We start from the raw sequence: 25763 nt of genomic DNA on the forward strand, positions 1-25763 counted from the left end.
CAGCCCGCCCCCCCATCTGCGTCGAGTCGTAGGAGTAGTTGCCGGTGACTCGCACCTCATCGCCGATCAGCTCGGCGTTCTGCACGCGATGCCACAACGCCGGGCTCAGCTTCAGCGTGTCGAGCAGGAATTCCACTGTGCGACCCTTGCGCTGCTTGAGGTACTCCGGCCGGCATACTGCACCGACGCTCATCACGCCGTCCGGCAGCGGGATCATCCACATCCAGCCATGTTCAAAGCTGTAGATGCTGATGTTGCCGGCGTCTTCGCCGGGCCGGTATTCGGCACCGCGGAAGTGGCCGAAGATCGCCGCACTCTGGTGCTGGTCGTTCTTGCGCCGCAGCTTGTGTCTGCTCGACAGCAGCGCATCGCGGCCGCTGGCGTCGACCACGTAACGCGCCTCGATGCCATAGCTGCGGCCATCGTCGGTCTTCACGTCCAGCCAGGTTTCGCGCGGGCCGCGTTGCTCGACCCGTATCACCTCGTGCCCCTCGCGCGCATCCGCGCCGCACTCGCGCGCGTGGTCGTACAGCATCTTGTCGAAATCCTGCCGCCACACCTGGTAGGCATGCGGTGGGCTCTGCCCGATGGCGCGGGCGAATGCATAGGTGTTGTAGCCGCGTTCGTTGTCCGCCTCGAAGTCCGCACCGGGTTTGAACATGCCCAGCGCACGCACCTTGTCCAGCACGCCGAGCCGCTCGAATACCGGCAGGTTCATCGGCAGCAGTGATTCGCCGATGTGGAAACGCGGGTGATGCGCCTTCTCCAGCGCGATCACCTTGTAACCGCGACCTGCCAGCAGGGCGGCTGCCGTGCTGCCGCCGGGGCCACCGCCGATCACCGCCACATCGCACTGTTCGACCGTCTGATCCGTCATGCTCGCTCCGCCTGGCGCCATCACCACGACAGCGCCTCCCGCGTTCAATTATGACGCAAGCGATCGGCCAGCCCGCGGGCCTCTGTTACCATCGACAGCCGCCACACGCCCTTGCCCCATCCATGCTCAATCCGCAACAACTGGCCGCCGTCGAACATTGCGACAGCCCGCTGCTGGTGCTTGCTGGCGCCGGTTCCGGCAAGACCTCGGTGATCACGCAGAAGATCGCGTATCTGATCGCGCGCAAGAAACTCAGCGCCGCGAAGATCGCCGCGATCACCTTTACCAACAAGGCCGCGAAGGAGATGCGCGAACGCGTCGGCAAGCTGGTCAGCGCCGAGGACGCCGCCGCGCTCACCGTCTGCACCTTCCACGCTCTGGGCTTGAAGTTTCTGCAGATCGAGCATGCGCGCGCTGGCCTGCGCCGCGGCTTCTCGGTGCTGGACGCGGACGACAGCGAGGGCATCGTCAAGGAGCTGGCGCCGAAAGGCGCAAAGCCGGATGTACTGTACGGCATCCGCAACCTGCTCAGCCGCGCCAAGAACGGCGGCCTGTCACCGGAGGAAGCGCTGGCCGCCGCACGCAGTCCGCGCGAGCTGGAAGCGGCGACGATCTACGACTTGTACCAGCAGCGCCTCGCCGCGTTCAATGCCGTCGATTTCGACGACCTGATCCGGCTGCCGCTGCGAATCCTCGAATCAGACGCCGGATGCCGTGATGCCTGGCGTGAGCGGTTGCGCTACCTGCTGGTCGACGAATACCAGGACACCAACGACGCGCAATACCGCCTGCTTAAAGTGCTGGCCGGCGAACGCGGCGGTATCACCTGCGTGGGCGACGACGACCAGTCGATCTACGCCTGGCGCGGCGCGAATCCGGAGAACATCGACCAGCTCGGCCGCGACTGGCCGAGCCTGCGCGTGATCAAGCTGGAGCAGAACTATCGCTGCGGCAAGCGCATCCTGCGCGCAGCAAATCAGCTGATCGCCAACAACCCACATCTGCACGAAAAGAAGCTGTGGAGCGAGCATCCGGAAGGCGCACCGATCCGCGTGCTGGAATGCAAGGAAGCCGAGCACGAGGCCGAACGTGTCGCCGCGATCGCCACCACGCTGGCGGAAAAGCACAAGGCGCGCTGGCACGACATCGCGATCCTCTACCGCGGCAACTTCCAGGCGCGCCCGCTGGAAAAGGCGCTGCGCCTGGCGCGGATTCCCTACCACCTCACCGGCGCATTGAGTTTCCTCGACCGCGCCGAGGTGAAGGACCTGCTTTGCTATCTGCGCCTGCTTGCCAATCCCAGCGACGACGCCGCATTCCTGCGCGTGGTCAACGTACCCAAACGCGAGATCGGCTCGACCACGCTGGAGAAACTCGGCCAGATCGCGCAAAGCCGGCACAGCTCGCTGCTCGACGCCACCCGCAGCGACAGCGTGCTGCGCCAGCTGACCCCGCGCCCCGCCGCGGCGCTGGCCTCGTTCGCAGGCCTGCTCGACGAGCTGCGCAGCGCCTCGCTGCATGAAAGCGCCGCCGACCTGGTCGAACTGATCCTCAAACGTACCGGCTACGCCGCACAGATCGCAGCCGGCACGCCGGACATTGCGACGCGCGAGCGCAAGCTCGGCAACCTGCGTGAGCTCGCCGACTGGTTCCGCGCGATGCAGAAAGGTGGCAACAGCGCCGGCGACCTCGCCTCGCAACTCGCCCTGCTCAGCCACGCCGACCGCGACGAACCGGGCAATGCGGTGCGCATGATGACCCTGCACTCCGCCAAGGGCCTGGAATTCCGCTTCGTCTTCATCGTCGGCTGCGAGGACGGCACGCTGCCGCACGATGGCGCGATCGACGAGGGTCGCATCGACGAGGAGCGCCGCCTGATGTACGTAGGCATCACCCGCGCCAAGGAACTGCTCACCCTGTCGTGGTCGGCGAAAACCAAACGCTACGGCGACGTCCACAACAACCAGCCCAGCCGCTTCCTGCACGAACTGCCGCAGGCCGACCTGCACTGGCAAGGCAAGGATCCGGAAGCGGACAAGGAAGCCGTGCGCGAGACCGCCGAGTCGCACATGGCGAAAATCGCGGCGATGCTGGCAGGCAACTAGCCACGCCTGGCCACGCGGCACAGGCCGGCCGAAAACTACCATGCATGGCCTTCGTCATGGTCTGATGCGCATGCACGACAATCACCGCACACCCATGCCCCAGGCCACAGCCGCATGACCGAATCAGCCAATCTCCATGCGCAGGCTGTTGCTGCCTTCAATCGGCACGATTGGCAGCGCGTGGGAGAACTGACCGCCAGGCTGCTTTCCCTGGTGCCGGATCATGCCGTTGCGCATTACTTCGCCGGCATCGCATGCATGGAACAGCGGCAGCTGGCGCCGGCACTGCAGCATCTGCGCCGTGCAACGGAACTGGATGCCGCGCATGCCGGCTTTGCCGCCCAGCTCGCCAGGGCACTCTCCTTCGCCCGGCTGTCGCAAGAGGCGCTTTCAGCGGCAGATCGAGCCCTCGTGCTATCGCCACAGGATCCAGCCACGCTCGACCTTTTGGGTGGTATCTATGCGCAAAACGAAGCCCATGCAAAGGCCGTTTCCGCGTTTCGCCGTGCCGTGGCTCTCATGCCGGCACATGCAGCCTTCCGTTTCAATCTGGCCACTTCCCTGATTGCGAATGGCGATATCGATGACGCCGAACGCGAGATCGAAACCTGCCTGGCCCTGGATCCGAAGTTCTGGAAAGCCCACCTGACCCTGGCCCATCTGCATCGGCAGACACCATCAAGCCATCATGTCGCGCGATTGCAATCCATGCTTGCACATGATCATGGCAACAGCCTCGCCCGAATTTGCCTCAACATGGCGCTGGCCAAGGAATACGAGGATCTCGCCGACTACCCGAGGGCGTTCGGACATCTGCTGCGCGGCAAGGCCGCCAGCCGCGAGGGTCTCGACTACTCGATCGAACACGATGAAGCACTGTTCGCGGCACTTGCACGTGCCTTTCCCGAGCCCCTGGCCAGCGCGTCAGGCCATCCATCCCGTGAGCCCATCTTTGTATTCGGCCTGCCGCGTACCGGTACCACGCTGGTGGAGCGCATCATCTCCAGTCACCCGAGCGTGACTGCCGCGGGTGAGCTGCAGAATTTCGGCGTGGCGTTGCGGCGCGCCTGGAACAGCCATACGCCACTGTGGCTGGATTCCGAGATCGCCGCGCGCACGCGCGATGTCAACTGGCAACGCGTGGGCGCGGATTACATTTCCAGCACGCGACCGGCCACGGGACACACGTCACATTTCGTCGACAAGCTGCCGCACAATTTCCTGTACGCCGGCTTCATTGCCAGTGCTCTGCCCAATGCAAGAATGATCTGTCTGAGGCGCGATCCGATGGACGCCTGCCTCAGCAATTTCCGCCAGCTTTTCGCCGAGCGGCTGCCCTACTACAACTATTCCTTCGACCTGCTCGACACGGGCCGGTACTACGTGCTTTTCGATCGGCTGATGGCGCATTGGCAACACGTCTTTCCGGGGCGGATCCTGGAAGTGCGGTACGAGGCGCTCATCGATGATCAGGAATCCGTTTCGCGACAGGTGCTGGAATTCTGTGGCCTGCCGTGGAACGATGCGTGCCTGCATTTCGAGAAGAATCGCGCGCCGGTAGGCACGGCCAGTGCATTGCAAGTGCGCGAACCTGTCTATCGATCTGCCATCGGACGCTGGAAGAGATACGAGACTCAGCTTGCCGAGTTGCGGGAGCTGCTGGTTCGCGCGGGCGTCGACATTCCCCCTTGAATGCCGCGCCACATCGTCCGCACACCGCCAACCAGCCGCCACGACCCGGAACCGAGATGACCGATCCCGCCGCGATCTACACACAGCTCAGCGAGGCATTCAACCGGCGCGAGTGGCGGCAAGCCAGGGAATTCGCGGCACGCCTGCTGCAAGTCGCGCCGCGGCATGCAGGCGTTTACTACATGGCCGGCATCGCCGAACTGGAGCTGCAGCAACTACCGGCGGCCGTGGAGTATCTGCGCAGGGCGAGCGTGCTCGAACCGGGTCGAGCCGATTTTGCCGTGCACTTCGCCAAGGCACTGGCGGTTTCGCACCGGAACCGCGAGGCGAGAACGGCAGCCGATCGCGCACTGGCCTTGGGCCCGGCCGATGCCAACACACTGGACACGCTGGGCGTGATCTACACGCAGGTAGGCGAGTATCTCTCCGCGACGAAGGCGTTCAGCGGAGCCACGGCGCTCGCCCCGGCACAGGCGTCGTACCGCTACAACCTGGCGACTTCGCACGTGTCCACCGGCCAGATCTCCGCAGCGGAAGCCGAGATCGAGGCGTGCCTGGGGCTGGACCCGCGTTACTGGCGCGCACACCTGACGCTGGCCCAGTTGCGCCGCTGGACGCCAGAGGACAACCATGTGGAACGGCTGCAGGCCCTGCTTGCGGAGGTGGGTGACGGTTCCCGCGATACCGCCGCCCTGATCTGCCTGAACATGGCGCTGGCCAAGGAGTATGAGGACTTGGGCGAGTACCCCGCGGCATTCGGGCACCTCGTCCGCGGCAAGGCCGCAGGCGGCGCCGGTCGCAGCTATACGATCACCCGCGACGAAGCCTTGTTCACTGCCATCGCGGAAAGCTTCCCGGGGCCGCAGGCCGCATCGACCGGGTGCATGAGCGACGAGCCCATCTTCATCATCGGCATGCCGCGCAGCGGCACCACCCTGGTCGAGCGCATCATCTCCAGCCATCCCGACGTGCGGTCCGCGGGCGAGCTGCTGAATTTCGGCATGTCGCTGAAACAGGCCTCCGGCAGCCGGACCTCGACCCTGATCGATGCCGACACCATCGTCCGCGCACGCGGCACGGACTGGAAAAAACTGGGCGACACCTACCTGGCCAGCACGAGGCCAACCACCGGCCACAGCCCGCGCTTCATCGACAAGCTGCCGCACAATTTTCTCTACGCCGGCTTCATCGCCAACGCCCTGCCGAACGCAAAAATCATCTGCCTGCGGCGCGACCCGATGGACACCTGCCTCAGCAATTTCCGGCAGCTCTTTGCGCCCAGATCGCCCTATTTCGACTATTCATTCGACCTGCTGGACACGGGTAGATACTTCGTGCAGTTCGATCACCTGATGGCGCACTGGCGGAAGGTTCTGCCGGGCCGCATTCTCGAAGTGGATTACGAAACATTGGTGGAATCGCAGGAGGCCAGCTCCCGGCGGCTGCTGGAATTCTGCGGCCTGCCTTGGCATGACGACTGCCTGCGTTTCGAGAACAATCCGAGTCCGGTCGCCACGGCCAGCGCCGTGCAGGTGCGTGCACCGATCTACAGGAGTTCGCTCAAGCGCTGGAAAAAGTACGGACCGCAACTGGATGCATTGCACGAACTGCTGATCAGCTCGGGCATCACGATCCAACATTAGCGATGCTTCTCACGCGTGCTGATGGGCACCTTCCCAGCCACTGCCAGCGTCTCGACCATGCGTAGTCGTCGCCAAAAAAACGACCCCGCCGAAGCGGGGTCGTGGGTCACGCAGTACTCTTACTTATCGCCTTGGCCGAACTTATAGTTCGCTTCCACATAGATCGCACGGCCGTAGGGGTTGTAGTTGAAAATGTTATACGGCGTAGCCGTGGTGCCCGGATAGCTGTTGTCCACCGGCGGCATCTTGTTGAACACGTTGTCGACCATCAGCGACAAGCCCAGCGCCTTGATCGGGTTGTAGGTCACGCTGAGGTTGTTCAGCACCCAAGCACCCAGCTTGCCGGTACCCGGCGAGGTGTAGTTGTTGAGCGACTGGGCCAGGTAGTTCGGCGTCTGGCCGTAACGGTTCACGTACCAGGTCGCGGTCCACTTGTCCCGCGTCCAGGTGAGAGAACCATTGCCCTTGCTCTTGAAGTCGGTGCTGTAGTTGGGATTGGTCAGGTAGTTGACGGAGGGATCCGTCGGGTAATCCTGGTAGGTATGCTTCAGCTCGTCCGAGTAGGACAGGTTGAGCGCCAGCTGTCCAAGGCTGCCAATGTCGTGGATGTAGCTGAAATTCGCGGTGATCGCATTGACCTGCTCGTCCGCGATGTTCAGCTTTGGCGTCTCGATCTGCGTGATCTGGCCCAGCAGCGGCACGCCATTCAGCGTCGTGCCCGGGCCGCGGGTGATCAGGCTGAAGGCCTGCGCGCAGGTCTGCGTGCTCATCGCAATGGTGCCGATCTCGCACAGGTACTGCGTGTTGGACAGCTGGTCGGCGCTGACTTCCGACACCTCGTTCTGGATGTTCCAGTGCAAGTAGTCCACGCTGACCGACATCCGCTCCATCGGCGCCCAGACCACGCCCATGTCCCACACCTTGGCCGTGATCGGCTTCAACGCAGGATTGCCGTAGGTCAGGCCATGGTATTGCTCGCCGTTGTACGGGGACGGGCAGGCGGCGGCATTGGCTCCGCTGAAGCCCAGGCGGCCGCAATTCGCGTAGTCGTAGACGCTGTCGTAGTAGCCGCTCGGCAGCTGGAACTCATCCGAAAGAGTAGGCACCTTGAACGCCGTGCCGTACTTGCCGCGCACCAGCAGGGATTCGAACGGACGGAACTCGACACCGAGGTTGTAGGTAGCGTGGCTGACTGTCTGACCGGCCACGTTGTAACTGTCGTAACGACCGGACGCATCCAGCGTCAGCATGCTGAACAGCGGGAACTTGAATTCGGTCGTGGCGGCGTAACGCGAGCGATGGCCCGCGCCCGGCGTGGCGCTGGTGCCCCAGACGTACGGCACCTCTTCACCGTTCCAGTCGACCGTTTCCAGCAGGCGCGGATCGGGCGAGGAGTTCCAGCCCTGGTTGCCGCCTTCGAGCACCGCAGCGACGCCGGCATCGCCACCGGGCAGGCTGAACAGCGAGGCATTGGTGACTTGCAGCCGCAGCATGTTGTCCCAGGTCTTGGAACGGCTGTCGGTATAGCCGGTAAAGCTCCTGAAGTCGGCCTGCGAGACCGGGTTATAGAGATTCGCGTACTGGGGCTCGTAGATGGGATAACCGTAATAAGAGCCCATCTGTGGGCCCATCACGTGATTGGCGAAATAGGTTTCCATCGGAATGGTGAACCGCTGGAAATCGTGGTCGAGCAGCTTGTCGTCGGAATGGGTGAAGCCGAGGTCGTAATCCCAGTTCGAGGCACCGAAGGTGCCCTTGCCGCCAAAGGTCAGCATGTAGGAGTTCTCGGTCTCCGTGTTCATGATGTTCTGGTAGCCGCCAACCTCCTCCGGCGAGAACACATGCTGGACGATCATCAAATCGCCCGCGCCGCCATTCGCTCGCGGATCCCAGAAGTAGCCACCACCCGACGCCGCGTCCACGACTTCGCTGTTCCAGAACATGGTGCTGGTGCCATTCGTGTACTTCTGTTCCTGGTAGTTGTAGAGCAGGTCGCCGTACAACTGCAGGTTGTCGTTCACGTCATACGTATTGTGCGTGTAGAGATTGACCGTCTTGCTGCCGGTGGACAGCGTGCCGTTGCCCGGGCTGTTGAAGGAGCCGCAGTAATAGCCGCTGCCTGGGCGGTACTGCTTGGCCTCCGTGCCACCGAACTGGCTGGAGACATTGGCGCAATTGTTCGGATCCTCCAGCAGGTAGCCTTCGTAATAGCCCAGCACGAGATAATCGCGTTCGGCCACCGGCGGCGAGGTACCGTCGGTGTTGTACTGGCTGGTCAGGCTGCGGTCCTTCCTCCAGATCGGCTGCGTGCTGTCGAACTGCACACCCACCAGTGAATTGAATTTCCCCGCGCTGAAACTGTCGGCCAGGCTGATGCGGCGATTGGCGCCGCCACCGTCGGAATCCCAGCCATAACGTACGTCGATCTCCGGTGCGTCGATATGCTTCTTCAGCACGATGTTGATCACGCCCGCGATGGCGTCCGAGCCATACAGCGAGGACTGGCCGCCCGGCAGAATGTCGATATGGTCGACCATGTCGATCGGAATACCGCTGAGGTTGTTGAACGTATCGCTGCCGTTGTACAGGCCCGGGAAGTTGCCCATCGGGCGCCCGTCGATCAGGTACTTCACGAAACCGACCGGCAGACCGAACATGCTTAGCGTCTGCGCACCCGGCGTGAATGAATTGGTGAACTGCGCACCCTCCACGCTACCGGTGGCGAACGACGACTGCTGCAGCGCATCGGCGATCGTGGCGAAGCCACGCGCCTTCATGTCCTGTGCGGTGATGGTGATGACCGGCGTAGACGTTTCGATCTGCGTTTGCGGAATCAGCGAACCGGTCACCGTGACCGCTTCGAGTTTCTTGGCCTTGGTATTGTCCGGTGCCTGATCGGCACTCTGCTGGGTTGCATCGGTCTGGGTCGACTGTGCGTAGGCAGAGGTATAGCCAAGCGCCAGCGCCGCCACGATAGCAACGGTAATTTTCGACTTGATCATTCTTCGGAACTCCCCTCAGAGTCTTGTTCGCAACTGGATAAGCCCGTCTTCGATTGACAGGCGATCGACATGAATCGGCATCGCAATAGGCAAACCGGCACTCTCCCTGCCGGCTGGATCGATTCATAGCGCAGTCAGGTTCTAACATGCCCGAGAAAGATTGCGCAACATTATCTTCACAATGCGCGCATATACAGCATTATATTTCGACTATATCTTACGTTAACGCAATATTTTGCGTTAACGGCATCTGTCTGAATGCCCCCTCTTCGCCCTACTGGTCCCGCGAGTGCAAATCGACCAGGAACGCGCACGTGTTACTTGTCGGGCATACAAAAAAACGGCCCCGCCGAAGCGGGGCCGTCGATGACACGAGTGCAGTAAAAACGCTTACTTCGCGCCGGCACCGAACTTGTAGTTTGCCTCGATGTACATGGCGCGACCGTACACGTTGTAATTGGATGTGTTGTAAGGCGTGGTCGAGGTGCCCGGATAACTGTGATCCATCGGGGGCATCTTGTTGAACACGTTGTTGACCAGGAATGACAGGCCCAGGTTCTTGATCGGGTTGTAGGTCACGCTGAGGTTGTACAGAGTCCACGCCGGCAGCTTGCCGGTGCCGGTGTGAGTGTAGTCGTCGTAGAAGGTGGCCAGGTAGTTCGGCGTGCGGCCGAAGCGGTTCCCGTAGACCGTGGCGCTCCACTCGTCCAGGCTCCAGGTGATCGAGGCGTTGACCTTGCTCTTGAAGTCCGTGCTCCAGTTCGGATGGCGCAACAGGTCGATGGCCGGATCGCTCGGATAGTCCTGATAGGTGTGCTTCAGCAGATCGCTGTAGGACGCATTGAACGACAGACGACCGAAGGCGCCGACGTCCTGCAGATAGCTGAAGTTGGCCGTGATGGCATTGACCTGCTCATTGGATACGTTGACCTTCGGCGTATAGATTTCCAGGATCGGTCCAAGCAGGCCCGGGGTAAGCGGCGTACCGCGGGTGATCTGGGCAAAGGCCATCTGGCAGGTCTGCGAGCTCATGGCGATCGCGCCGGTGTCACACAGATACTCGGTGTTCGACAGGCCATCCGCGCTCTGCTGGTTCACTTCGTTGCTGATGTCCCAATGCAGGTAGTCCACGCTGACCGACATCTTCGACATCGGCGCCCAGACGAAACCGTAGCTCCATACCTTGGCGGTGATTGGCTCCAGTTTGGTGCTGCCCGACTGCTGACCGAAGTACTGCACATCGCCGTAGCGGCTCGGACAGTCGGACACGTTAGGGCCGCTGAAGCCCAGGCGGCCGCAGTTGGCGTAGTCGACCACTTGGCTGTAGTAGCCGCTCAGGCCCTGGAACTCGTCGGACAGGGTTGGCACCTTGAACGCCGTGCCATAGCGTCCGCGCAACAACAGGGTCTCGAACGGGCGGTACTCGAGGCCGAGGTTGTAGGTGCCGTGGTTGACGTTCTGCCCGGCGACCTTGTAGTCGTCGTAACGACCGGAGACATCCAGGGTCAGCTGGCTCAGCAGCGGAATCTTCACCTCGGTGGTGGCCGCATAGCGCGAGCGGTGACCGGCGCCCTGCACATCGGTGGTGCCCCAGATCTCGCCGTCGAGCAGGCGCGGGTCCGGCACATAGGACCAGCCCTGGTTGCCGCCTTCGACCACCACCGCGATACCTGCATCACCGGCCGGCATCGAGAACAGCGAGGCGTTGGTCACCTGGGCGCGCAGCATGTTGTCCCAAGTCTTGGCGCGGGTATCGGTATAGCCGGTGAAGCTGTCGAAATCCGCCTTCGACATCGGCTGGTAGAACGCATTGTAGTCGGGCGAGAAGGCAGCGTAGGCGCCGTAGTAGGGGTCCAGACCATGCTGCGGTCCAAGCACGTGCGAACGGAAGTAGGCATCAATCGCACCATCGAAGCGCTGGAAATCATGCGACAGCAGCTTGTCGTCCGAATGCGTGAAGCCGACGTCGTAGTCCCAGTTCGATTGGCCGAAGGTGCCCTTGCCGCCCAAGCTCAACATGTACGAGTTCTCGTACTGCTTGTTCATGATGTTCTTGTAGCCGCCGACATCCTCCGGCGAGAACGCACGCTGCAGGTTGACGAAATCGTCCAGATTCTCGTCGTAGATGTAGCCGTAATCGACCGAGGTACCCCACCATGTGTAGCTGGAACCCGGCGTGTATTTCTGTTCGTCGTAGTTGTACAGCAAGTCGCCATACAGCTGCAGGTTGTCGCTGACGTCAAAGGTGGTGTGGGTGTAGAAGTTGGCTGTCTTTTCGCTGTTGGCAATCGTCTTGTAGCCCGGGCTGTACATCGAGCCGCAGTAATACCCGCTGCCCTTGCGGAACTGCTTGGCTTCGGTGCCACCGAACTGGCTGGTGACATTGGAGCAGTTGTTCGGATCCTCGAACAGGTAGCCGGCACCAGTGCCGCTGTTGACCAGGTAATCACGCCCAGCCACCGGCGCGCTGGTGCCCTGGGTGAAGTACTGCTTGGTCAGGCTGCGGTCGAAGCCCCAGATCGGCTGGGTCGACTCGAACTGCGCACCGACCAGCATGTTGAATTTGCCCGCGCTGAAGCTGTCGGCCAGGCTGATGCGGCGATCGGCACCGCCACCGTCCTTGTGCCAGCCGTAGCGCACATCGATCGCCGGGGCGTCGATATGCTTCTTCAGCACGATGTTGATCACGCCGGCGATCGCGTCGGAACCGTACAGCGAGGACTGGCCGCCCGGCAGGATGTCGATATGATCGACCATGTCCATCGGGATGCCGCTGAGGCTGTTGAACGAATCGCTGCCGTTATACAGTGCGGGGAAGTTGCCCATCGGGCGACCGTCGATCAGGTACTTCACGAAACCGACCGGCAGGCCGAACATGCTCAGCGTCTGCGCGCCCTGGGTGAACGACGCCGAGGTCTGCGCGCCCTGCACGCTACCGGTGGCGAAGGACGACTGCTGCAGTGCTTCGGCTACGGTGGTAAAACCGCGGACCTTCATGTCCTGCGCGGTGATCGTGATGACCGGCGTGGCCGTCTCGATCTGCGACGACGGAATCAGCGAACCGGTCACGGTAACCGCGTCGAGCTTCTTGGCCTTGCTGCTGTCCGGCGACTGAGCAGTACTCTGCTGGGTTGCATCGGTCTGGGCCGACTGCGCGTAGGCAGAGGTATAGCCAAGTGCCAGGGCCGCCACGATGGCGACGGTAATCTTCGACTTAATCATGGGTATTCAGAACTCCCCTCAGAGTTTTCAGCGTGTAGGTGCACCCGTCCGCCAATGGATGGGCAATCGGCACAAATCGGCATCCGGGATGCTCAAACCAGCACGATCCCTGCCGGTCGGTCGATTCATGACCCGTAAAGTTCTAACACGCATACGCAAGAACTTGCAACAATTTCTTCACGTATTCCTCATGATCCTGCATTTCTGCTGAATCTTGCGGCATGAAAGAAACGACGGTTCGAGGGGTACTCAGATCAGCCTTTCTGCTACCAGCTCACTCTTCAGATAGGCGTAATAGATTGGCGCGGCGATCAGGCCGGGCAGGCCGAAGGCGGCCTCCATCAACAGCATGGCAATCAGCAACTCCCACGCACTGGCGTTGATCTGGGTGCCGACAATGCGCGCGTTGAGGAAGTACTCCAGCTTGTGGATCAGGATCAGGAAGCCGAGCGCGGCGATGGCCACCCCGAGCGACACCGACAAGGCGGCAACGGTGACGGCGGTGTTGGACAGCAGGTTGCCGACCACGGGCAGCAGGCCGACGATGAAGGTCACCACCACCAGTGTCTTTGCCAGCGGCACATGGATGCCCAGCAGCGGCAGCACGCCAAGCAGGAAGATCGCGGTGAACACCGTGTTGATCAGCGAAATCTTGATCTGCGCGAACACGATGTTGTGGAACGCCTCGGCCAGCCGTTGGCAGCGCAGCCCCAGCGTTGCGGCCAGCGGGCCGACCTGGTGCGCCGGACGGGCACGGCCGAGTGCGATGATTGCGCCGAGCACCAGACCGATGAGGATGTGCACGAACAACCGCGCCGCGCCCTTGCCGGCCAGTTGCAGGGCCACCGCATGCTTGCGTGCCAGATCGACCGCACCCTCGCGCAGGTCATCGACGCTGTCCGGCAGGTGATCGACCAGCATCGCAGGCAATTGCTGACGGGCCTTTTCCACCAGCGGCATCAATTGCTGCTGCCAGAGCAGCTCGGGATTGCCGATCTCGCTGCGGAGAAAGCTGATCGCACCAAGAATCAGCACGATCAGCAGGCCCACCACGATCGCCCCCAGCACAGCCACCACCACGACCCGCGCGCGGTCGCCGGAGATGCGCTTGCCGAGCAACGGCGTCATCGCCTGCACCAGCTCGTAGACCAGCAGGCCGGCCAGCAATGCCGACAGCAGGTGCAGTTCGAGGACGGACAGCAACGCCAGCGCCGCCAGCAGGTAGCTCGCATGGCGGATCGCCGATGATGGTTCGCGTGGTGCCGGCTTCGGAGAATTCATGCAGGTCGCACCAGGAGTGTCGGGACAAGCAGTCTGTCAGCAGCCCACGAAAGCTGCCAACCCCGGCCAGCCGGTTCTGAAATGCGGCTGTCGTAAACTCCACGCATTGTCACGACTTTTCGTCCAAGGATTACTGCATGTCTGTTCGCCTGCCTTCGGCTCTGGCCCTGTTCACCCTGCTTGCGGGCTGTGCCGTCGCGCCATCGCATCCCGTCGCCACAACGCCTGCACCCCAGCCACCGCCGGTCGCTGCCGGGGTCGCCGCCAATGACAACCTGAATGCGGTGGCATGGAGCCAGACGGCGATCGAGCACGATCTGATCTATCTGCAGACTTACCGGGACGCCGAATCGCGCCTGCTGGCCGCACTGCACGACAAACAGTGGGATGCGCTGGACAAGGCAGACCGGACCACGCCGATCAAGGGGCTGAAGCCAGCCGTGATACTGGACATCGACGAGACTGCACTGGACAACTCGCCATACCAGGCGCGCGTGATCCGAAGTGGCGGCGAGTTCAACGAGGCCGACTGGGCCGCCTGGTGCAAGGAGCAGCAGGCCCGGGCGTTGCCTGGCGCGGTCGAATTCACCCGGTTCGCGGCAGACCATGGCATCGCGGTGATCTACATCTCCAACCGCGCCAAGGACCTGGACCAGGTTACCCTGGCCAATCTGAACAAGGTGGGGTTTCCAGTGAGCGGTCCGCAGGCCTTTCTCGGCCTCGGCACGGTGCTTGACGGCTGCGAACAGGTCGGCACCGAGAAGGGTTGCCGGCGCCAGCTGATTGCCCGGCATTACCGCGTGCTGATGCAGTTCGGCGATCAGATCGGCGACTTCGTCGACGTGCTCGCCAACACTGCCGATGGCCGCCGCAAGGCGGTCGCCGACTACCTGCCGTGGATCGGCACCCGCTGGTTCGTGCTGCCGAACCCCACCTACGGCTCGTGGGAGCCGGCGCTGTTCAACAACGACTGGAGCGCACCGGTGCAGCAGCGGCGGCAGGAGAAGATCGACGCACTGCGCTACCGGTAATTAGACGATAATTTGTTGTTAAAACAAATATTTATAGTGACAAACAAAAGTGTTGCCTTAACTTTAACGAACAAGTAATATTTACCCGCCAACACCTGCTGACCAAAAATTTTGCAGGCAAGGCCATTTCCCTTCCGGCTCAGCCGGATTTCCCCGTGAGGCCCAGCGCCCGCGGGGTTTTCTTTATCTGGCGCAGCCATTCGCGACGCGAAATCTTGCGTCTGGCCTTGTTCCCTGCCGACGTGGCCCTTACCCTGCCCGCTCACCACGCCGCACCAGCGTGCCCCTGCCCGCCCTATCGCGAGAGCCCCATGCGTCTGCCCACCTTTCGTTACGTCCTGTTGCCGCTATTTGCCGCGCTGCTGCTGAGCGCTTGCCACGGCAAGGACGATGCATCGCAAGCAGGCGGCAGCACACCGGAAGCGGCCCTGCAGGGCTCGATCGACCTGCTCAAGACCAATGATCTCGATGGCCTGTGGAAACACGCCCTGCCGCCAGCCGACTACGCCAACCTGCGCGCGGACTGGAGCAAGGCGCAGAACGCGCAGCCCGTCACTGCCCAGGATCGTGCCAAGTTCACCGAATCGATGCAGCAACTCACCGCGCCCGATGCCGAAAACAAGCTGTACAGCGAGCTGCAGCCGAAGCTGACCGCGATGGAACAGCAATACAAGGACCAGGTCCCGGTACTGATCAGTGTCGGTGAGGCCTTCCTGAAAAGCGGCGTCGCCCAGAACAAGAACCTCACCGACGCACAAAAGGCCCAGGCCGGCAGCGCGCTCGACGTGCTCACGCCGTGGGCACAACAGACGCCGTGGTTCGACCAGTCCAGGGCGAAGCAGGCCATCGCCGTGGCCGTCGCCACCGCCCGCAAGCTGGATCTGAAGAGCCCGGACCAGCTGCGCAGCATGGATTTCGACACCACGATGGCGAAGTACTCGACCGGCTTCGGCGGCGTCAAGCAGCTGCTGGCGATCTATGGCCTGTCAGTGGACGACACGCTGAATTCGGTCAAGCTCACCCCGCTGTCCAGCAGCAACGGCCGCGCCGTGGTGAAGATCGACTACACCCTGCTGGGCAAACCGCTGTCGACCGAATCGACCCTGGTGGAGGAAAACGGCCGCTGGTACAGCGAGGACATGCTGAACAACGTACGCAAATCGCATCAGCAGGTGAGCCAGCCGCCGGCCGGAAGCGCCAGCACACCGGCCGCTGCCGGCACCGCGCCAACAAAAGACTGAACATCGCCCCGTTAGAATAGACGGATGCCGAATATCCATACCGCGGACTCCCCTGTACGCCAGCGTGCCCCCTGGTGGTTCAACCTGGCCGGGCAGCTGTTGCAGCCCTGGGTGCGCATCCGCCGCGACCCGGCCGAACCGGCCGCCCTGCTGCAGGCCGGTGTGCCGGTCTGCTATGTGATCGAACGCGATGGGTTTTCCGATGCGCTGATCCTGCAGCGAGCGTGCCGCGAGGCCGGCCTGCCCAACCCGATGCAGGCGCTGGCCGGTACCCGCCGCCGACGCTCGGTGTTTGCGCTGGCGCGGCGCGACGGCTGGATCTTCGGGCGCAACCGCAAACGCGCGCCGAATGAACCGCTGCGTCAACTGGTGCGCTCGCTGGAAGGCATGCCGGAACGTGATATCCAGATCGTGCCGGTGTCGATCTATGTCGGCCGCGCGCCGAATCGCGACAGCGGCTGGTTCCGCGTGCTGTTCTCGGAAAACTGGGTGGTGGTCGGCCGTTTCCGCCGCATGCTGGCGTTGCTGCTGAACGGGCGTGACACCGTCGTGCACTTCTCCGCGCCGGTATCGTTGCGCAGCGTGCTGGCCGAATCCGGCGAGATCGCGCCGGAACGCTTCACGCGCAAGATCGCGCGGGTGCTGCGTACCCATTTCCATCGCATCCGCGCCGCCGTGATCGGCCCGGACTTGTCGCATCGACGCACTGTCGTCGATGCGGTACTGAACGCCGAACCGGTGCGTGCCGCGATCGCTGCCAGCGCCGCCAAGGAAAAGATCAGCCACGCCAAGGCCTGGCGCAAGGCGCACAAGCTGGTCATGGAAATCGCTGCCGATTACTCGCATCCGGTGGTGCGTTCGGTGTCGTTCCTGCTGTCGAATTTCTGGAACAAGCTGTACGACGGCATCGCCATGCACCACTTCGACAAGGCCCGCGCTGCCGCGCCCGGCTACGAGGTGGTCTACGTTCCCAGCCATCGCAGCCACGCCGATTACCTGTTGATGAGCTATCAGCTGCACGTGTCCGGCGTGGTGGTGCCACATATCGCCGCCGGCGTGAACCTCAACCTCCCGGCGATCGGGCCGATCCTGCGCCGCGGCGGCGCGTTCTTCATGCGCCGCAGCTTCACCGGCAATCCGCTGTACTCGGTCGTGTTCAAGGAATACATGGCACAGCTGATAGACCGCGGCGTGCCGATCGAATACTTCACCGAGGGTACCCGCTCGCGTACCGGTCGCCTGCTGGCACCACGCGGCGGCCTGCTCTCGATGACCGTGCGTGCCTTCCTGCGTGCGCCGCGCCGGCCGGTACTGTTCCAGCCGGTATACATCGGCTACGAGAAGCTGATGGAAGGCAAGAGCTATACCGGCGAGCTCAGCGGCAAGCCGAAAGAGAAGGAATCCCTGCTCGGCCTGTTGCGCGGGCTGAAGGTGCTGCGCCAGCGCTATGGTCACGTGGCGCTGAACTTTGGTGAGCCCATCGAGTTGACCCCGCTGCTGGATGCTGCCAGCGCCGACTGGCGCGCGACCAGCGCCGATCCGGACGCCAAGCCGGAGTGGCTCAACAGCGTGGTCGACAAGCTCGCCGAACAGATCCAGATCAACATCAACCGCGCTGCCGACGTCAATCCGATCAACCTGCTCGCGCTCGCCTTGCTCGCCACCCCCAAGCATGCGATGGCCGAGAGCGACCTGCTGGCCCAGCTTGAACTGAGCAAGGCCATGCTGGAGGAGCTGCCGTATTCCGATCGCATCACGCTAACCCCGATGAACCCGGCCGGGATCATCGCCTACGGCGAGCAGATGGGCTGGATCCAGCGCGTGCAGCACCCGCTGGGTGACGTGCTCACCGCCACCGGCGAGCAGGCCGTGCTGCTCAGCTATTTCCGCAACAACGTGCTGCACCTCAATGCCGCCGCCGCGTGGGTGGCCTGCTGTTTCCTCAACAACCGCCGCATGTCGCGCGCCTCGGTGCTGCGGCTGGGCAAGATCATCTATCCGTTCATCCAGGGCGAGTTGTTCCTGCCGTGGGATGAGGAAGGTTTTGGCGCACAGCTGCAGGCGACGATCGACTTCTTCGTGCGCCGCGGAATGCTTGAGTCGACCGGTGATGGCCGCGTGCTGGAACGCGCTCCGGGTCAGGACGACAGCGCCTTCCAGCTCAAGGTGATCGCGCGCAGCCTGATCCAGGCATTCGAGCGCTACTACATCACCATCGCTGCGCTGGCCAAGAACGGTCCGCACACGATGACCGGTGCCGAGCTCGAGAACGCCTGCGCACTCACCGCCCAGCGGCTGAGCCTGCTCAACGAATTGTCGGCGCCGGAGTTCTTCGACAAGGCACTCTTCCGCGGCTTCATCCAGAAGCTGCGCGAACGCCGCATCGTGTGGACCGACGACGCCGGCAAGCTCGACTACGCCAGCGCACTGGAAGGCATCGTGCGCGACGCCAAGGTGATCCTGTCGCGCGAGGTACGCCACTCGATCCTCAAGATCACGCCTGGCGGAGAAAAGGATCAGGCTACGGAAAATCAGGCCGACGCAACGAAAGCGGTAGCGGTGCAAACGAGCCTGCTACCTGAAGATGCCTCGGCAACGGATCTGCACCGGCGTCATGTCGATGCCGAACAACACGAGCACGAGCGACGCACCGGCAGCGATCGCCGCGGGACACCGGACGCCTAGAAGGCCAGACGCCGGAAGCGCAAGTGACTGGCAGCGAGCGTGATACGGCGCGGCCGGGTAGGATGGCCGCACCGCCACTCAGGGGCTTACCCATGACTACGCATCGCCGCCGGCTTATGGCCGCCATTCTGTCGTGTCTGCCACTTGTCGCCGCCAGCGCCGATGCGCCGACCCGCGCCGACGCCGACGCGCACCAGGTCAGCGTGCTCGATTGTGCGCGTCTGCTCGACCCTGCCGCCGGCAGGATGCTCGGCGAGACCACGCTGGTGGTGGAGGACGGCCACATCAAGGAAATGCATGCCGGGGCGATCGACACTGATCCGTACCGGAAGGCAGCGAGCGACGCCGGCAATGCGTTCCGGTACGTCAAGCTGGTCGATGCCACCTGCATGCCCGGCCTGATCGACTCGCACGTGCACCTGACCATGCAATTCAGCAAGAGCACCTACAGCGACCAGTTCCGCCTCAATCCCGCCGACTACGCGATCCTGGGTACGGTCTACGCCAGGCGCACCCTGCTGGCCGGCTTCACCACGGTGCGCAACGTCGGCGACGAGCACAACGAATCTATCGCCCTGCGCAATGCGATCAATGCCGGGCTCGTGCCGGGACCGCGCATCTTCAGTGCCGGCCAGTTCATCGGCACCACCGGCGGCCACGCCGACCCAACCGACGGTTATCGCTGGGATCTGCAGGGCGATCCGGATCCGAAGGACGGCATCATCAACTCGCCCGAGGACGCCTGGAAGGCTGTGCGCCAGCATTACAAGGACGGCGCCGACCTGATCAAGATCATGCCGTCCGGCGGTGTGCTCGATGAAAGCAGCAGTGCCGACAACGCGCAGATGACGCTGGACGAGATCAAGGCCGTGGTCGCCGCCGCACACGACTACGGCTTCACCGTGGCCGCACATGCGCACGGCGCCGAGGCGATCCGCCGTGCGGTAATTGGGGGCGTCGATTCGATCGAGCACGGCACCTTCATGAATGACGAAGACATGAAGCTGATGAAGGAACACGGCACCTGGTACGTGCCGACCATCATCGCCGGCAAGTTCGCCGAGGAAAAAGCACGGGAAGGCTGGTATCCACCGCAGGTCAAGGCCAAGGCGGAGCAGGTCGGGCCGATCATCCAGGCCACCGCCGGCAAGGCCTACAAGGCCGGGGTGAAGATCGCCTTCGGCACCGACGCAGGGGTCTATCCGCACGGCGAGAACGCGAAGGAGTTCGAGTACATGGTGCAGGCCGGCATGCCGCCGATGTTCGTGCTGCAGGCCGCCACCACGCATGCCGCCGAACTGCTGCACAAGCAGGATGAATTCGGCCAGATCGCGGTGGGCCGCCACGCCGACGTGATCGCCGTGCCGGGCAACCCGCTGGACGACATCACCGCGATGCAGCGCGTCAGCTTCGTGATGAAGGACGGCGTGGTCTACAAGGAAGCCGGCAAGCCGGTCGCCCAGTAAGCCACTGGAGGCCGGTTTCCGAAGGAACCGGCCCGATCCTGTAACATCGCACCCATGAACGAGCAGCCCAAAACCACCCATTTCGGCTTCCGCGATGTACCGGTCGGCGACAAGCAGAAGCTGGTCGGCCAGGTATTCACCTCGGTCGCACACAGCTATGACCTGATGAACGATCTGATGTCGTTCGGTGTGCATCGGCTGTGGAAGCGCCACTTCGTGGCGATCAGCGGCGTACGGCGCGGCGACCGCGTGCTGGACCTGGCCGGTGGCACCGGCGACATCGCCGCCCTGCTCAAACCGGTGGTCGGCGACGCGGGCGAAGTGGTGGTCGGCGACATCAACGCGGCGATGCTCGGCGTCGGTCGCGACCGCATGACCGATCGTGGTCTGGTATCGGGCCTGCGCTGGGCCCAGCTCAATGCCGAAGTGCTGCCGTTCCCGGACAATTCGTTCGATGCAGTGACCATGGCGTTCGGCTTGCGCAACGTCACCGACAAGGACAAGGCGCTGGCCGACATCTGCCGCGTGCTCAAGCCCGGCGGCCGCCTGCTGGTGCTGGAGTTCTCCAAGGTGCAGAGCGAAGTTTTCAGCAAGCTCTACGATTTCCACTCGTTCAGGATCCTGCCGAAGCTGGGCCAGCTGTTTGCCGGCGATGCCGACAGCTACCAATATCTCGCCGAGTCGATCCGCAAGCATCCGGACCAGGAAACCCTGAAAAGCATGATGGAGCACGCCGGCTTCGGCCGCGTGGAAGTGCGCAACCTGACCAACGGCGTGGTGGCGATCCACCGAGCCTACAAATTCTGACCCGCGATCCATCGCCAGCTATTCAAGCAACAACGTCGAGCAACAGGAAGTGACCCGATGAGCAACAACGCCACACAGCTCGAGCGTCTGACCTTTTTTTCCGACGCCGTGTTCGCCATCGCGATCACGCTGCTGGTGATCGAGATTCACGTGCCGCATCTCGGCGTGGTCGACGACCGCACATTTCTCGCCGAGCTCGCCGCTCTGCGCCCGAGCATTTTCGGGTTCATCCTGAGTTTCCTGGTGATCGGCGCGCTATGGGCAGCGCATCACCGGGTATTCGGCATGCTGGTCGGCTACAGCCGCGGCGTGATGGTGCCAAACATGCTGCAGTTGATGGTGATCGCATTCATGCCGTTTGCCACGGCATTGATGAGCGCGAACCCACTGTCACGCGTGGCGGAAATGTTCTACGCAGCGACATTGCTGTTGGTCGCATTGATCCAGCGCTGGCTGTTCGGTCGCGCATTGCAGGCTGCGTACCTGCAGCCAGAACTAGGGCCCGTGGATGTCGCCGGCGTGCTGGGACGAGCATGGGGCCTGCCCGTGGCAGCGGGGCTATCGCTCGTACTGGCGTGGTTCATTCCCGCCTTGAACAACATCGTGTTGCTGAGTATTCCGCTGTTGACACGGCTGTTTGCGCACCTCGCCCGCGTCCGGGCGGAGAAATCACGGATGGCACCGACCAGCGACGATCCTGCAGCGCCCATCACACAAGGCGTCCCACCTCATGAACCCGTCGCCACCGCCACCGATGCCATCGCGTAGTCCGCTTGTCGCTGCCGCCGCCCTGTTGGGGTGGCTCGCGCTTGCATTGCAATTGTGGCTATCGATCCAGCTGACGATCGCGAACGGGCAAGGTGCGCTGGCTGGAGTGTGGATCTATTTCGGTTACTTCACCATTTTGACGAACGTGCTGGTGGCGATGGCGCTGACGGCAGCCGCATATGGCCCGCATGGTGCAGTCAGCCGCTTCTTCGTTCGACCCGATGTGCATACCGCGATCGCGATGAGCATCGTCATCGTCGCGGCCATCTACAACCTGATGCTGCGCCAGCTATGGCAGCCACACGGCTGGCAGATCGTCGCCGACAACACCCTGCATGTGATGATGCCTGTGCTGTTCCTGCTGTACTGGTGGCTGGCGGTGCCGAAGGCGACGCTGCGCTGGCCGCAAGTCATTCACTGGCAGCTGTATCCGGCCGCCTATTTCGCCTACGTGCTGATACGCGGCGCGGTGGATCACTGGTATCCGTATCCGTTCCTCGACGTCACCAAGCTGGGTTACCTGCTCGTGCTGGTCGATGCCTGCGCGGTGCTGCTGGTGTTCGTCGCGGTCGCGTTGCTGCTGGTCGCGCTGGGACGCTGGCAGGTGCGGCGCGCCAGCAAGGCCGCGCCACTGGCAGAGCGGCCCTGAAACGACATCACCCTGCCGGCACGCGCAAGTCCGCCAGCACGGTGCCAAACCGCTTCACCTCTTCTTCATGCTCCGCATCGCGCCAGCTCTCCTGCAGCGCGTCGGCATACCAGCGACGCATCGGCGGCAGTTCGCGCAGGCGCTGCGCGTAGGCAGTCGCCGCATCGCCCAGCGTCAGGCCATAGGTCTGGATGCGGAAAGCCACCGGTGCGAAGAACGCATCGACTGCACCGAACGCGTTGCCCGTCAGGAATGGCCCACCGTAGCGTGCCAGACCCTCGCTCCACAGCTCCTCGATGCGCGCGATATCGCTGCGCAACGCTACGGGCAGATCGTCCGGCAGGCGGATGCGCAAACCGCAACTCAATGCGCAATACGTGCGCAGGGCGCTGAAGCCCGAATGCATTTCGGCGACCGCGCAGCGCGCCCATGCGCGCGCCTTCGGATCGGCTGGCCACACACCGGGATGACGCTCGGCCAGGTATTCGGTGATCGCGAGCGAATCCCACACCACCGTGTCGCCGTCGCGCAGACACGGCACCTTGCCGTTCGGCGAGAATGCGCGGAAGGCACTCCAGCTCGATCCGGTGCCGGGCGCGAATGACACCAGCCGTTCCTCGAACGGAATGCCGAGTTCACTCAGCAGCAGCCACGGCCGCAACGACCACGACGAGTAATTCTTATTGGCGATATGCAGCTCGTACATGTCAAGGTCCTTCCCGGATGGCCTAGTTCTGTTCGCAGGGTTCGTGGGTCACCGGCACAGCCGGCACCAGTCGTCGCCGCGCGTTCGCCAGCACCACGCCAACGACCGTAATCACGCCGCCGATGAGGGTCAACGCGGTGAGCCGCTCGCCCAGCCACACCCAGCCGATCAGCACCGCGATCGGTGGAGAGAAGTAGATGAAGCTGGACACCTGCGAGGCGGAGGCACGGCGAAGCGCGGCATTCCACGCGAGATAGCCGACGAAGCTGGGCGCGATGCCCAGCCATAGAAGCGCAGCGATATGCGATCCCGGCGCCCCCAGCAGCGCCTGCGGGAGATGCCAGCCAAACGGCAGCGTGCCGAGTGTCCCGGCGAAGAACGTGAACGCGGTGACGCCGATCATGCTGCTGCGGGTGAACAGCGGCTTCTGCCCCACGAAATAGATCGCCGAGGCGAGCACACTGAGCAACACCAGCGCTGCCATCGGCTCGAACTTCACCTGCTTGCCGCTGGCCAGCACCACCATCACCACGCCAACCAGCGCAATGCCGAGCCCGATCAACGTACGCGCGGACAGACGCTCGTGCACCCAGATCGCCGACACTGCGGCAGTGGCCGCGGGAACCAGCGAGATCAGGATCGCCGCGGTACCGCTGGCGATACGCGTTTCCGCGTAGTTGAGGCACAGGTGGTACGCGGTCAGCCCGATCACGCCGAGCAGCGCCAGCTGCGGCCAGTCGCGCCGCGCCGGCAACGGCACACGTTTCACCAGCAGCAACACGGCGAAGCACAGCGAGCCGATCGCCAGCCGCGCGAACGCCACGTCGCCCGGAGTGAACGAGGCCAGCGCATAGGCAATCGCGGCATACGCCGATGACCAGGTCAGCAGCGCGATGCCGATGTAGAAAAGTGCGCGCCCGTCAAGGCGCTCAGAGGTGTCCATGGGGAACGGATTCCGAGGCTGGGAAGTGCGCATCCTAGTCTTGGCGATGGCGCTGATGAATAATGCATCGGATCGTCCCCCTGATGTTTCGCCATCGAACGAATCGAGAACTATCGATATGACCTTTGAATCGAAACCCGAATTGGACAACAAGGATTGGCAGCTGCTCGAGGCGCTGCAGCAGGACGCGCGCCTCGGCTACGCCGAGCTGGGCCGCAAGGTGCGGCTGTCCGCGCCAGCGGTGGCCGAGCGCGTGAAGCGACTGGAGGAAGCGGGCGTGATCGCCGGCTATCGCGCGGTGATCGAACCGAAGCGGCTGGGCTTCAGCATCGACGCAATGGTGCGCCTGCGCTGCGACGGCGGCATCTGCGCACGCATCGGCAAGATCGTGGCGGACATTCCCGAGGTGATCGACTGTCGTCGTCTTGCCGGCGAGGATTCCGCGCTGCTGCGCGTGGTGGCGATGTCGATCGGCCATCTGGAAGCCGTACTCGACCGCCTGCTGAAAATCCACGCCAGCATCAGCACCACCACCTTGATCGTGCTGCAGGCGCCACACACCAACCGCCCGCTGACCCGCGCGATGTGGGACGCCGCCCGTGCGCTGTCACGCGACTGAGCCGAGAAGGCCTCAGTCGAGGATGAAATCCTGCCTGGTCGGCGCGCGCACCGGAATCGCCGGCTCTCCCAGCAGATCGTGCGCGGCGTCTTCGATGAACGAGGACATCACGCCGAGCGCCAGGTCGTTGTCCTCGGTGCCGAAGGGATCCTCGATCTGGGCGGCAATCGCCTCGTGCGCCATGAACGTATACGCGACGAAAACCGAGAACACCGGCGTGAAGATCCCGATGCTATCGACCAGCCCGAACGGCAACAGCGCGCAGAAGAAATACACCGTGCGGTGGATCATCACTGAATACGCAAACGGCAGCGGTGTGGAGGCAATGCGCTCACACCCACCGATCACGTCCGACAGCCCATTGAGATTGCGATCGAAAGCAAGCACCGCCCACGGATCGAGCGCATCTTCGCGTGCGTGTTGCTGCACCCATTCGCCGAGCCACAGCATGATCGTCGCCGGGCGATAGCGCGATGCCATGACCCGCTCGAACAGTGGCGAGGACAGGCGTGCCGCGAGATCGTCGCGCGGATCCGTCGCGCGCAACTGATGCCGCAGCGCGTGAGGTAGCACGGTCAGCACCTGGACAAATTCGCGCGCGTCGGCGCTGCCGAGCGTGCCACGCGGCAAAGTGAGGGCTTGCCGCGTCAGCGAGCGCGTCTCGTTCAGCAGTTGTCCCCATAGCTTGCGCGCCTCCCAGTAGCGGTCGTAGCTCGTGTTGTTGCGAAAGCCGAGAAACACCGCCAGCGCGATACCGACGAGCGAAAACGGGGCCGTACTCAGGCTGATCGAGATATGGAAAATGTGGTCATGGCACGCCACGGCGACCAATGAAATACACAGGATCAGGAGCAGGCGCGGCAGTAGCTCCGGCAGGACGGAACCTCGCCACGCGAGCAGCATGCGAAACCAGTGCAGATGCGGACGAACGATCATGAGCGCGCAGCGTTGCCGAAAAGAGAAATCGCATTATCCTCGTATATGGGCGATGTCGGGCCCGCTCGTTTGGTTCGCGTTCGCTCCAGG

18 protein-coding genes are annotated in these 25763 nt (G+C 63.1%); 11 read left to right on the forward strand and 7 right to left on the reverse strand.

The window, feature by feature from the left end:
- The coding region (locus B0E50_RS07570; RefSeq protein ID WP_139350795.1) for an NAD(P)/FAD-dependent oxidoreductase at nt 1–877 on the reverse strand (877 nt) is incomplete at its 3' end.
- A gap of 122 nt (nt 878–999) precedes the next feature.
- On the opposite strand from B0E50_RS07570, the gene B0E50_RS07575 reads away from it, so the two are divergent.
- The 3 genes from B0E50_RS07575 to B0E50_RS07585 all read left to right on the forward strand — a co-directional run bounded on the left by B0E50_RS07575 (nt 1000) and on the right by B0E50_RS07585 (nt 6317).
- Entirely contained in the window at nt 1000–2982 is a 1983-nt protein-coding gene (locus tag B0E50_RS07575; protein ID WP_077440594.1) for a UvrD-helicase domain-containing protein, read from the forward strand.
- Nucleotides 2983–3096: 114 nt separating this feature from the next.
- Complete coding sequence (locus B0E50_RS07580) at nt 3097–4674, forward strand: sulfotransferase (protein WP_077440595.1); 1578 nt, start codon at nt 3097–3099, stop codon at nt 4672–4674.
- A gap of 56 nt (nt 4675–4730) precedes the next feature.
- Entirely contained in the window at nt 4731–6317 is a 1587-nt protein-coding gene (locus B0E50_RS07585) for a sulfotransferase (protein WP_077440879.1), read from the forward strand.
- A gap of 119 nt (nt 6318–6436) precedes the next feature.
- Here B0E50_RS07585 and B0E50_RS07590 read toward each other — a convergent pair whose 3' ends face one another.
- The 3 genes from B0E50_RS07590 to B0E50_RS07600 form a co-directional block, all read right to left on the reverse strand.
- Complete coding sequence (locus B0E50_RS07590) at nt 6437–9319, reverse strand: TonB-dependent receptor (protein WP_077440596.1); 2883 nt, start codon at nt 9317–9319, stop codon at nt 6437–6439.
- 390 nt (nt 9320–9709) lie between these two features.
- Entirely contained in the window at nt 9710–12541 is a 2832-nt protein-coding gene (locus tag B0E50_RS07595; RefSeq protein WP_077440597.1) for a TonB-dependent receptor, read from the reverse strand.
- Nucleotides 12542–12790: 249 nt separating this feature from the next.
- Nucleotides 12791–13822 carry an AI-2E family transporter gene (locus B0E50_RS07600; protein WP_077440598.1) on the reverse strand — a complete coding sequence of 344 codons (1032 nt, stop codon included), beginning with the start codon at nt 13820–13822 and terminating at the stop codon, nt 12791–12793.
- A 137-nt stretch (nt 13823–13959) separates the two neighbouring features.
- Here B0E50_RS07600 and B0E50_RS07605 point away from each other — a divergent pair, with 137 nt between their 5' ends.
- The 7 genes from B0E50_RS07605 to B0E50_RS07635 all read left to right on the forward strand — a co-directional run bounded on the left by B0E50_RS07605 (nt 13960) and on the right by B0E50_RS07635 (nt 22469).
- Complete coding sequence (locus tag B0E50_RS07605; protein ID WP_077440599.1) at nt 13960–14853, forward strand: HAD family acid phosphatase; 894 nt, start codon at nt 13960–13962, stop codon at nt 14851–14853.
- A gap of 311 nt (nt 14854–15164) precedes the next feature.
- A complete protein-coding gene (locus B0E50_RS07610) occupies nt 15165–16094 on the forward strand; it encodes a hypothetical protein (protein WP_077440600.1) in 930 nt (309 codons plus the stop codon).
- Nucleotides 16095–16118: 24 nt separating this feature from the next.
- Entirely contained in the window at nt 16119–18779 is a 2661-nt protein-coding gene (plsB, locus tag B0E50_RS07615; RefSeq protein WP_077440601.1) for a glycerol-3-phosphate 1-O-acyltransferase PlsB, read from the forward strand.
- 92 nt (nt 18780–18871) lie between these two features.
- Nucleotides 18872–20245, forward strand: a complete 1374-nt coding sequence (locus B0E50_RS07620) for an amidohydrolase family protein (RefSeq protein WP_077440602.1) — start codon at nt 18872–18874, stop codon at nt 20243–20245.
- Between the two features lie 54 nt (nt 20246–20299).
- Nucleotides 20300–21052, forward strand: coding sequence for a bifunctional demethylmenaquinone methyltransferase/2-methoxy-6-polyprenyl-1,4-benzoquinol methylase UbiE (ubiE, locus tag B0E50_RS07625; protein ID WP_077440603.1), 753 nt, complete (start codon nt 20300–20302; stop codon nt 21050–21052).
- Between the two features lie 57 nt (nt 21053–21109).
- Nucleotides 21110–21820, forward strand: a complete 711-nt coding sequence (locus B0E50_RS07630; protein WP_077440604.1) for a TMEM175 family protein — start codon at nt 21110–21112, stop codon at nt 21818–21820.
- The gene (locus B0E50_RS07635; protein WP_254427209.1) at nt 21783–22469 is read left to right on the forward strand and encodes a Pr6Pr family membrane protein; all 687 of its coding nucleotides are present in this window, start codon (nt 21783–21785) and stop codon (nt 22467–22469) included. Before B0E50_RS07630 ends, B0E50_RS07635 begins: the two co-directional genes overlap by 38 nt.
- A 7-nt stretch (nt 22470–22476) precedes the next feature.
- On the opposite strand, the gene B0E50_RS07640 is transcribed toward B0E50_RS07635, so the two are convergent.
- Nucleotides 22477–23175 (reverse strand): glutathione S-transferase family protein, encoded by a 699-nt coding sequence (locus B0E50_RS07640; protein ID WP_077440606.1) that lies wholly within the window; start codon nt 23173–23175, stop codon nt 22477–22479.
- A 22-nt stretch (nt 23176–23197) separates the two neighbouring features.
- On the reverse strand, nt 23198–24118 hold the full coding sequence (locus tag B0E50_RS07645) for an EamA family transporter (protein WP_077440607.1): 921 nt from the start codon (nt 24116–24118) through the stop codon (nt 23198–23200).
- Between the two features lie 118 nt (nt 24119–24236).
- On the opposite strand from B0E50_RS07645, the gene B0E50_RS07650 reads away from it, so the two are divergent.
- Complete coding sequence (locus B0E50_RS07650; RefSeq protein WP_077440608.1) at nt 24237–24737, forward strand: Lrp/AsnC family transcriptional regulator; 501 nt, start codon at nt 24237–24239, stop codon at nt 24735–24737.
- A 12-nt stretch (nt 24738–24749) separates the two neighbouring features.
- Here the strand turns inward: B0E50_RS07650 and B0E50_RS07655 are convergent, their stop codons facing one another.
- Nucleotides 24750–25673, reverse strand: a complete 924-nt coding sequence (locus B0E50_RS07655) for a bestrophin family ion channel (protein ID WP_077440609.1) — start codon at nt 25671–25673, stop codon at nt 24750–24752.
- Between the last annotated feature and the right edge of the window lie 90 nt (nt 25674–25763).

It is taken from the genome of Rhodanobacter sp. C01 (assembly GCF_002001045.1).
Taxonomy (GTDB): Bacteria; Pseudomonadota; Gammaproteobacteria; order Xanthomonadales; family Rhodanobacteraceae; genus Rhodanobacter.

What these genes read in the sequence shown, in the direction of transcription:
- B0E50_RS07575 (WP_077440594.1), top strand. Translation starts at nt 1,000, where the DNA reads ATGCTCAATCCGCAACAACTGGCCGCCGTCGAACATTGCGACAGCCCG.
- B0E50_RS07580 (WP_077440595.1), top strand. Translation starts at nt 3,097, where the DNA reads ATGACCGAATCAGCCAATCTCCATGCGCAGGCTGTTGCTGCCTTCAAT.
- B0E50_RS07585 (WP_077440879.1), top strand. Translation starts at nt 4,731, where the DNA reads ATGACCGATCCCGCCGCGATCTACACACAGCTCAGCGAGGCATTCAAC.
- B0E50_RS07590 (WP_077440596.1), bottom strand. Translation starts at nt 9,319, where the DNA reads ATGATCAAGTCGAAAATTACCGTTGCTATCGTGGCGGCGCTGGCGCTT.
- B0E50_RS07595 (WP_077440597.1), bottom strand. Translation starts at nt 12,541, where the DNA reads ATGATTAAGTCGAAGATTACCGTCGCCATCGTGGCGGCCCTGGCACTT.
- B0E50_RS07600 (WP_077440598.1), bottom strand. Translation starts at nt 13,822, where the DNA reads ATGAATTCTCCGAAGCCGGCACCACGCGAACCATCATCGGCGATCCGC.
- B0E50_RS07605 (WP_077440599.1), top strand. Translation starts at nt 13,960, where the DNA reads ATGTCTGTTCGCCTGCCTTCGGCTCTGGCCCTGTTCACCCTGCTTGCG.
- B0E50_RS07610 (WP_077440600.1), top strand. Translation starts at nt 15,165, where the DNA reads ATGCGTCTGCCCACCTTTCGTTACGTCCTGTTGCCGCTATTTGCCGCG.
- plsB (WP_077440601.1), top strand. Translation starts at nt 16,119, where the DNA reads ATGCCGAATATCCATACCGCGGACTCCCCTGTACGCCAGCGTGCCCCC.
- B0E50_RS07620 (WP_077440602.1), top strand. Translation starts at nt 18,872, where the DNA reads ATGACTACGCATCGCCGCCGGCTTATGGCCGCCATTCTGTCGTGTCTG.
- ubiE (WP_077440603.1), top strand. Translation starts at nt 20,300, where the DNA reads ATGAACGAGCAGCCCAAAACCACCCATTTCGGCTTCCGCGATGTACCG.
- B0E50_RS07630 (WP_077440604.1), top strand. Translation starts at nt 21,110, where the DNA reads ATGAGCAACAACGCCACACAGCTCGAGCGTCTGACCTTTTTTTCCGAC.
- B0E50_RS07635 (WP_254427209.1), top strand. Translation starts at nt 21,783, where the DNA reads ATGAACCCGTCGCCACCGCCACCGATGCCATCGCGTAGTCCGCTTGTC.
- B0E50_RS07640 (WP_077440606.1), bottom strand. Translation starts at nt 23,175, where the DNA reads ATGTACGAGCTGCATATCGCCAATAAGAATTACTCGTCGTGGTCGTTG.
- B0E50_RS07645 (WP_077440607.1), bottom strand. Translation starts at nt 24,118, where the DNA reads ATGGACACCTCTGAGCGCCTTGACGGGCGCGCACTTTTCTACATCGGC.
- B0E50_RS07650 (WP_077440608.1), top strand. Translation starts at nt 24,237, where the DNA reads ATGACCTTTGAATCGAAACCCGAATTGGACAACAAGGATTGGCAGCTG.
- B0E50_RS07655 (WP_077440609.1), bottom strand. Translation starts at nt 25,673, where the DNA reads ATGATCGTTCGTCCGCATCTGCACTGGTTTCGCATGCTGCTCGCGTGG.